Here is an 8,704-nt window from a genome sequence, read left to right as displayed (position 1 = left end):
ATGCGGAACCACACCCGTTGGCAATCCCCGACCGGTGTCTCGACCAGCACCCCGGCCACATTCCGCAGTGCGCGCACCTGCGCCACCATCGGGATGTCGGTCAGGAATGGATTCGCTTCGTTCGTCATGTCATACCTGCTTTAGAAGTCGCCAGCCGTTGCCCCGGATCATGCCGTAGGGGTTCATCTGTAGCGGGTTGTTGGGGAGCGGATCGTTGAGCAGGATGGTGGTCGACCAGCTCATATAACCCTCTTGCGCGCATTGCTCGGCGATGTACTGGCGTAACTCGTCACCGGCCGGGCCGTTGTCGCAGTAGTTGAGCGCCAGCACGTCGAAGGTGTGCTTTCGTCTTAGGTTTTTGAGCTGCTGCTTGATGCCGTTATTGAAGGCCACACTGTCGGCATCCGTGATCTTCGAATACGTCCCGGTCGACCAGTTGTAGTCGACGAGGAAGCTCTCGAACATTACAAAGGCGCAGCTGCCGATGATCCGGTCGAGGATCGTAAACCCCCGGTTTGAGCAGAACAGCTTGGTCGGCCGCTCCGCCTTCAGGGCGTTGATCATCGTCGCGAACGCGGTCTGGAAGGGGTTACTCGGGTACACATCGACGGTGTCGACCGTATCCATGAACACGCCATCGCACTGCAGCCCCTTGCGGCTGTAGTGGATCACCAGTGGCGTTCCTACGACCGGAGCGGTCTGGCCGGCATCGACACCCGCGTTCGCATCCACCGTAAAGGTGCCGACGTCCTTGTCGTAGCTGTAATCGACATTGCGCTGGTAGGTGTACGTGCCGGCCACGTTGGTGATGGTCAGCGGTTCGCCATCATCAATCGGCCAATGCGTCACCCGGAACACCAGTTTGGTGTCACCGCCCGCCGTAGCGTGGCTTTGCAGCGTGATCGTCTCGGTGTGCGGTGCCGGTGGATCGAACACCATCGGAAACAGTGATTGGCTGATTTTTTGCTGCCAGCGCGGTGCGAGCGGGTTGATAAAGGACGAGCCCCAGATGCCGTTCTGATCCGGGTAGCTGGGCGTGGCCATGCTGAAATCCTGCCCCCAGCGCACCTCGCCCGGCGTGTACTGACTGCACTTCTGATTCACCGGGGCGTACTTCGGGCAAGCGGTGTTGGCGCACGCGGTCATCGCATCGCGGTGCCAATTGTTGGCCGAGGTATAACCGCCGCCGCAAACTCCCCCGGTCGATTGTTTGGCGTAACCGTCGCGGCTGTCGAGGGTGCACGCGCAGCTGCAGCGACCGGTGCCCGTAAAGTATTTGGCGTTGCCCACCGCGCAGGCTTTGCGGCCCTCGACGCGCTGCTGGTCGTGGCCGCATTCACTGGCCTCGCCGAAGCCATTGCCGCCCTTGTTGTAATAGCTGGCGTAGCCACCGGGACCGCCCGCATCGTCGAACCACGGGCCTTGCGGCGACTGGTCGTCGAACGGGTCGGTCTTGATGCCGTCTTCTTCGCCGAAGCTGATGTAGCCCAGCACGATCACGCCCTTGGCCTGCAGTTGCGCCACCTGCTGGCGCGTCATGGCCTTGGGTTCGATCACCACCAGATCATACTGGCTCAGGATGTCGAGTTGGCCAGCACCGTAATAGACGGCATAGGTCGGGAAGCGGGTGTACACCTGCGTCGCGGTGAGGCCGGCATTGCTGCGTGGAATGGCGAGGTCTTGCTGCGCACCGCTCTGTACATCCCACGCGATCTGCCCGGCCTGCAGGCGCGGATTGGCTGGAGCGAACGGCGGGATGTGCTGGAAGGTGTAGTGCAGCGGGATCTGTTCAGTCACCAGGCTGAACGTGGCCGACTTGCTGAACTTCACCTGCGTGAAGACGAACGGTTTCGCGGCCCCGTCGAGCGTCTTCAGTGTGATGGTCTTGCTGCCGGCCGGCAGGCCGGTGACGGTCACATCAGTGAGAAAACCGCCGCCAACCGCATCGGCACTGGTCAAGGTGGCGTAGCTGGTGGTGCCAACCAGCACCGACGCCCTACCCCAGCCGTATTCCTTCTGCAGCGTAACGACGAAGCTGGTGGCGTCGGTCTGAAACGTCACGGTCTTGCCGGTGCCACCGCTGAATGCACGCATTACATTGCCCGGTGTCGCGGTGTCTTTGGTCCAGCCGCTGCTAAAGGTCAGCGCGGCATTGGCCACGCCGAGCAGCACGTCACTGGTGAAGGTGGCCGTGCCGGCCGGGTCGTCGTAATAGCCCTGCAGCCCCACGGTATAGGTCGCGCTATCGGCTTCGGCGCTGGCATCGATCGCGTAGTGCAGCACGTACTTGGCGCCGGGCGCGAGGTCGCCCACCGGCAGCGGATTGGCGAAAGCGGTGCCGTTCTGCTGCTTGAGCTGTGCCGGCACGGTGACGGCGACGTTCTTGATCGTCTTGCCGCCGTTGTTATGCAAGGTCAGCGCGCCATCGTTCAGGCGGGTATCGATGCCGGCATGCCAGCCACTAAAGGCATAAGGCTGCAGCGTGTAGAAGCTACGCGACTTCACCGCCGCAATGCAAAACCACTTGTTCGCCGCGTTATCGACGACGATCTCCAGGGTGTGATTGCCGGCCGCCAGACCATCGGCGACCACGACGTCGACGTACTGCGTGCCATCGATGCCGGTGTAGCTGTCGGCGTTGCAATCGACCACATCGAGGGCGGCCACCAAGCCGAGCGTGCTCGGCACTTTGCCGTCGATGCGGATTTTGCCGGTGCCCCAGCTGCTGTTCAGTTGCACACGCAGGATGCAGGACGTGCCGGCAAAGGTCAGCGACGCCATACCCTGCGTGCAATACGCACGCGGTTCCTTGGCGCTGTCGGGCAAGGTGAGGTCGCCGGCATCGACCGACCACGCGCCATTACGCACGGTGCCGGTGTACGGATTGGTGAACGTGTCGGCCAAGGTGAAGGCGCTACGCGGGTAGTAGGTGTCGCGCAGGTTGAAGGGATCGAGGCCGATCCTTGGCGTGGCTGGGTAGAGCTGCAGATAGTCGCCAAGCGAGGGGAACGGGGGACGCATTTACACTCCGGTTGCGAGGAACTTGATGGCGGCATAGTTGCTGCCACCGGTATTCATGGCCGTAACGGCGGTGAGGCGTAGCCGCAAGGTGCTGGTCGGTGCACGCAACAAGGTGACCGGTGCGGCATCGATAAACGGGCCATCCAGCGGCGCGGTGGCATAGATCACCGTGTCGGCATCGAGCACGTGCTGGATGATCTCGATGCGGTAGCGGTCGGTCGGTGCGCTCGGCGCCATCGAGACGGCCGCAATGAGAATCGCGTCCTTATCCCACGCCCCACCGGCCAGGGGCCGCTCGGCAAACTCGCCGGCCGCCAGCACCGGGAAGCCGGTCAGGTTGGTCCACGCCAATGCTGCGCCGCCACCGCCGCCGCTGCCTTTGAGCGAATCCAGCCATTGCGCTTCGCTGCCGGTAAAACCGTGCAGCTGCGCCAGCTCGAAGGCGCTTTTACCGTTCAGGCCGTTGACGCCCGGCATACCCGGCAGCCCCGGAAAACCCCGTGGCCCGGTGTCGCCCTTTGGACCAGGCTGACCGGTTGCACCGGGCGGGCCAACCGTACCGGTGCCGTTCGCGGCGGCATCAGCCAGCGAACGCCAGGTCGGCACGGCCACCAACCGGTCGGCGATGTCCGTCACGGACACCGTGGGCGCGGTGCTGGTGAACACGGCCAGGATCTGCGCCAGCGCGGTCTGGAAGCGCCCGAAGAACGCCGCCAGCCGGGCGGTAAAGAAACCAACCGGGGTCGCATCAAAGTTGCGAATCACCTTGTAGGTCGCGTTGCTGCGTGTCAGACCTTCCCACGGTTCGACCAGTGCCAGGTGTTCATCATCGGTCACGGACTGGATCTCGCCCAGCACGTTGCCGAGCATGAAAATATCACCAGCCTTGAGCTGATCGGACCAGAACGTGCCGCTGCCGGTGACGAACACGTTACCGGCCTCGACCGAGACGGTGCCGACGCGATACCACGCTGCGTAGCTCATCCGTTTGCCCCGGTTGGGCGGGGCTGCAATACCCACGCCCCTTGCTTAAAAAACGCCTGCTGCTCGACCGTCTCGGGTGGCGGTGCCAGCGGCGTAACGTCGCCGCGTGTCGGGCTGATGGCGTCGTTTTCCTTAACGAGAATTTGCGAAATCAGCGCACCCGTGGCCGGGTCGAAGACATAGAGCGGAATGCGGGGGAGTTCCATGCTGGGCGGTGCCTCCTAGGTGACCTTGTAGAGCTTCCAGTTGATGGTGTTGACGACGATGTTGGTGATTTGCGCGGGCGTCGCCCCGGTGATGTTCAGCACCTGCACCGCGACATTGATGTAGACGCGGCCGGAGGCATTCCCCTGCACACCGGTGGTGGTGTAGAGCAGCGGCGCGTACACCAGCGTCGGCGAAATGGCGATGCGGTACTGCAGATCGAGCGCCGGGGAATGCGTGCCCTTGTTGGCCACGGCGGCGGCCACCAGCGAGAAATTCGGCGGCAGGCCATACATGGCGTCCGGGTCTTCATAACCGGTGTCGATCAGCATCGAATACGGCCCGGTTAGGGCATAGCTGGTATCGCCCTGGTTCTGCGCGCTGTGCCAGGCCCACGCCACCAGCGAGCCATTCCACGTGCCCGATGCCACCTGCATCGGCCGGCTGATCACCACGTTGTTGAAGTAGGCCCGGCCGTCTTCATACAGCACCACGTTGCCATTACCGGCCGACAGGAACGGCGCACCCTTCACGGCATCCAGATTGATGAAGCTGGTATTGGCGCTGTTGCGCAGCAGACCGGCCGTGACGATGCCGATGTTGGCCGAGATGGCAGACAGCCGTTGCACGCTCAAGGCATCGGCCGCGATGGAGCCGGTGACGATCAGGCCACCATTGATGCCCACGGCCGGCTGGCCGTTGACCGAGGTCACCACAAAGACCGCCGTACTGCTCGATCCATCCGGCAGGCTGATGCGGAAGGCATCGCACAAAAAGTCGATGGCCGCGCCCTGCTGGTTGGCCTGCAGCTTCATACCGGCGATCTTGCCGTTGGCGGTGACCTTGAGGATGTAGGTTGCATCCAGCCCGTCCAGGCTTTGCGCCAGCTGGGTGATGCTGGCCGACAGGTCGCCCACCTTGGTCTGCACCTGCTGCAGGGTCGACGCCTGCGCCGACTCGTGCGTGGTACGGGTGGTGGCTTCCTGAATGATCGCTGCATCGTTGGCCGCCACATGGCTGATCAGCGTGGTGAGGCTGGTGCTGATGGCCTCGATGTCATCGGCTTGCACCGATTGTTCGACCAGCAGGCCAGCCTGCACGTCATGGAGCAAGGCTTGCAGCAGCAAGCGCGCTTTGGCTTCGGCGTGCAGCTCATCCGCTTGCTGGCTGATCTGCTGCAGCGCCACCGCCACGCCGGACTGCGCGGAACGGGCCGTGCCCCCGGTGTGCTCGGCATCCAGAATGGCATCGCGTTGCGCTTCGGCGAGCTGGGTCATTTCGTCGCGCAAGCCATCCAGCCGGTCGCTGGCATCGAGCTGGTTCAGCAGCGCGGGCGTCAGCCGCTCCGGGCCGATCTTGCCCATGACCGCGACAATCTCATCCGGGTTGCTCGATGCTGCACCGGGGATGCCGTTGCCGGTCGGATACCAGTCCCCGACGTTGCCGCTCTTGTCGACCAGCCGCGCCCAGAACCAGACCGTTTTACCCAGCGGTGCGCCCAGCAGCGTGTGCGTGTTCTGCGGGTACGCGAAGTCGCCGAGCTTGATCGCATCGGCCCGATTGGCTGTCTGGCCGTACCAGAGTTCGGTGCGTTCGACATCGAGCGGCCCGGTCGGGAACGACCAATGCAGGCCGATGGCGAATACTTGGGGTGCGGTGGTCAGGCTGGTGACGACGGGTGGCGGCGTGGTCTTGCCTTGCAGCGTGGTCGGCGCGCTCAGCGCCACTTGGGAAAACACCCCCAGCGCATTGCGTGCCCGCACCTGGGCGACGTAGGTGCCGGCATACACCCCCGGCAGATCGACGCCGAGCGAAGCGGTGGTGCCGGCGTTCATCCATTCGCCGTTATCCCGCCGCCAGCGCACCTCGTAGCTGGTGGCCTTGTCGGCGGCGTTCCAGGCGATATGCGCGTTGGTCTTGGCGATGCCCTGCTCGATCACCGAATAGGCGGTGATCACGACATTGCTCGGCGGCGGTTGCACGGACGGCGGAATGACCGTGATCGGCCGTGTTTCCAGCCGCGCGCCGTTGTCGACGGCATCGAACAAACCCGGCTCGTGCTGGACGGCAGAAATCTTGAAGGTCAGCCCGTCGCCTTCGGTGACCGACACCACGCGATAGGTCGGCGCGGCCAGCGTGTCGCTGTCGACCGCCCACACCGACTGCGCCTGCGGCAGCGTGCTCCACGCGCTGCCCACGGTGATGGCGTCACCATTGATCGCTGAGACGGTACGGGTTTCAGCGGTGCCGCTGGGCAAGGTGCACACCAGCCGGTCGCCAATGGCAATCTGCGGCGCCTTGTCCAAGGTCACCACGCGCCCGGCTGCGGATTTGATCCGGCCGCCGATGCGCCGGCCGGCGCGGTGGGCATCCGCGATGCGGATGATCTGGCCCGGCATGGCGATGGCGCCATCCAGCCCGACCGCAAACGCAATCCCGCCCGCCAGCTGCGACGACAGCAACGCCCATTTGCCCACCCGCCGAGCCTGCGCTTGCGAGGTGCAGCCGAAGGCGCTGATGTCGACCTTCTGCACGCCATAACGGGCGAGGCCGGCTTCGTCGTCGACGTACTCGACCTTCTGCCGGAACTGGTCGGCCGGATCGTTCCAGCTCACCAGCGCCACCGTGTAGCGGGTACGCCGGCCGCTGCCGGGATAGCCAAACTCGCCATCGATCACGTTGGCGTTGGTGTAGGTGTAGACCGGGTCGGTCGGCATATCGGCCGACACGAACACGCTGCTGGCGGCCCAGAACGAAATGCCGCGGAATACGCTGGCCAGATCCTGCAGCACCTTGGCCGCATCGGCGGCCACCTGCAAATACACATTGCAGGTAAAGCGCGGTTCCAGACCGCCCCGGCCATCCGATACCGGCACATCGCAATACTGGGCGATCTGGTACAGCGACCACTTGTCGACCTGGCTGGCGTCGATGCGGTCGCCCAGGCCGTAGCGCTCGTTGAGCAACAGGTCGTAGTAAACCCAGGCCGGATTATTGGAATACGCCAGCTTGAAGGTGCCATCCCACACGCCGGCATAGCTGCGCTGATCCGGGTTGTAGTTCGAGGGCACGCGAATGATGCGGCCGCGCAGGTGATACGAGCGGGTCGGCACGCTCTGGAACTGGCGCGCATCGACCCGCACCGCCATCAGCGCGCTCATCGGGTAACGCAGCTTGGCGTCGACCAGCTCGGTCATCGATTCGATGATCGAGGTATCGGCCACCAAGCTGCTGTGCGCATTCGGCGTGATGCGGCGCACGCGAAGGGTCCAACCGACTTGGGCACGCGGCAGCTCGATGCGCCGGCTGCGTTCGTACTTGCTGGTGGTCTTGCCATCGACCGCCTCGCTCAGCACGGTTTTAAACGTGCCGCCATCGGTGGCCAGGTCGATGGCGTACTCGATCCGATAGCCACCGATATCGCCGTTGTCGGTATTGGCCTTCGAGAGTGCGGGGAAGGACAGGCGGATGCGCACCGCCGACAGCGCCAGATTATTGATGGCACGCACCCACGGCTGATCGCTCTTGAGTTCGACCCCCACCGCCGATTCATTCTCGACGGCCGGGAAGCCGGGGATGTAGCCCTGATCCTGCGTACCGGCGCGGAAGTCGACCGACACGCCGGTAAAGTTGAACGAACCATCGGCGTTCTGCAGCGGCGTGCCATCGAGCAGCACACTGCGCAGGCCGTTGACCGGGCCAACAATGTCGCCTTCGGACACCAGATCGAGCACCCGCGCATAAGCGATGCTGTGCAGGTTGTCGTTGGCCTCGACCGGCGTATGGCCCCCATCGCCGCTCTTGCCGCCACCAAAACCAATCAAGTCACGTGCGCCCATCAGAGCTGGTCCTCGGCGTAAATGCCCCCGGAAATCACCGCGCTGCCGACGATCATTTCGCCGTACAGCACCGGCACCGGGTTGCCCTGGGCGGTGGTGTTGACCGGCCCGTTGAAGTTGTACGACGCACCGTTGTTCGGCCCGTCCTTGGTCGAGAGCCCTTGCTGCTGCGGCACCAGCATCTGCACCACGCCACCGATGGCCATCGCGATGCCCATGTTCATCAGCGGCTGGCCGATCACGCCGTAACCCCAGGCCGTGGCGATGGCGCCAACCACGATCAGCACCACCCCGGCCACGGTCTGCAGCAGGCCGCCGCGTTTGGAACCGGCCAGCACCGGCGCGATGCGGATGTCGGCCTCACCGGCCGGCTCACGCAGCCGATCCGCGTTGAGGTTGTCGCGACCGAGGAACACCGAATACACGACGCCCCGGTCGCGGCTGCCCATCAGCTCGGCCTCGAAGCCGGGCAAGAGCTTGCCCAGGGCGCGAACGGCTTCGGCGGCAGAAGCCACGGCCAAGCGATGCACGCGCCCGAAGCGCGCGCCAAGTTGCCCGTACAGGCGGACGGTGCGGAGGGTGTGGGTCATAGAATCGATGGGCGTAAAAAAACCCGCCGGGGCGGGTTTGTGGATAACGTAACCATATTGTTGAAC

At 64.2% G+C, this 8,704-nt stretch carries 5 protein-coding genes; all 5 read right to left on the bottom strand.

Going from position 1 to position 8,704, the window contains the following annotated elements; translation table 11 throughout:
- Positions 1-129 precede the first annotated feature (129 nt).
- The 5 genes from BR41_RS19940 to BR41_RS19920 are packed head-to-tail and all read right to left on the bottom strand — an operon-like array spanning position 130 to position 8,638.
- Entirely contained in the window at positions 130-3,021 is a 2,892-nt protein-coding gene (locus BR41_RS19940) for a hypothetical protein (protein WP_035060627.1), read from the bottom strand.
- Positions 3,022-4,005: a collagen-like triple helix repeat-containing protein gene (locus BR41_RS23240; protein WP_051711442.1), complete on the bottom strand. Its 984-nt coding sequence runs from the start codon at positions 4,003-4,005 to the stop codon at positions 3,022-3,024.
- Positions 4,002-4,211, bottom strand: coding sequence for a hypothetical protein (locus BR41_RS19930; RefSeq protein ID WP_035060626.1), 210 nt, complete (start codon positions 4,209-4,211; stop codon positions 4,002-4,004). Before BR41_RS19930 ends, BR41_RS23240 begins: the two co-directional genes overlap by 4 nt.
- Positions 4,212-4,226: 15 nt before the next feature.
- Complete coding sequence (locus BR41_RS19925) at positions 4,227-8,048, bottom strand: TipJ family phage tail tip protein (RefSeq protein ID WP_051711440.1); 3,822 nt, start codon at positions 8,046-8,048, stop codon at positions 4,227-4,229.
- Positions 8,048-8,638 (bottom strand): tail assembly protein, encoded by a 591-nt coding sequence (locus tag BR41_RS19920; protein ID WP_035060622.1) that lies wholly within the window; start codon positions 8,636-8,638, stop codon positions 8,048-8,050. The genes BR41_RS19925 and BR41_RS19920 overlap by 1 nt, the downstream gene beginning before the upstream one ends.
- Positions 8,639-8,704: the final 66 nt, after the last annotated feature.

Source organism: Andreprevotia chitinilytica DSM 18519, assembly GCF_000711875.1.
GTDB lineage: Bacteria > Pseudomonadota > Gammaproteobacteria > Burkholderiales > Chitinibacteraceae > Andreprevotia > Andreprevotia chitinilytica.
The sequence above is the reverse complement of the archived record's forward strand: the minus strand, read 5'-3'. Positions and strand labels throughout refer to the sequence as shown.

Excerpts from the sequence above, each read along its gene's own strand:
- BR41_RS19940 (WP_035060627.1), bottom strand. The coding sequence starts at position 3,021 with ATGCGTCCCCCGTTCCCCTCGCTTGGCGACTATCTGCAGCTCTACCCA.
- BR41_RS23240 (WP_051711442.1), bottom strand. The coding sequence starts at position 4,005 with ATGAGCTACGCAGCGTGGTATCGCGTCGGCACCGTCTCGGTCGAGGCC.
- BR41_RS19930 (WP_035060626.1), bottom strand. The coding sequence starts at position 4,211 with ATGGAACTCCCCCGCATTCCGCTCTATGTCTTCGACCCGGCCACGGGT.
- BR41_RS19925 (WP_051711440.1), bottom strand. The coding sequence starts at position 8,048 with ATGGGCGCACGTGACTTGATTGGTTTTGGTGGCGGCAAGAGCGGCGAT.
- BR41_RS19920 (WP_035060622.1), bottom strand. The coding sequence starts at position 8,638 with ATGACCCACACCCTCCGCACCGTCCGCCTGTACGGGCAACTTGGCGCG.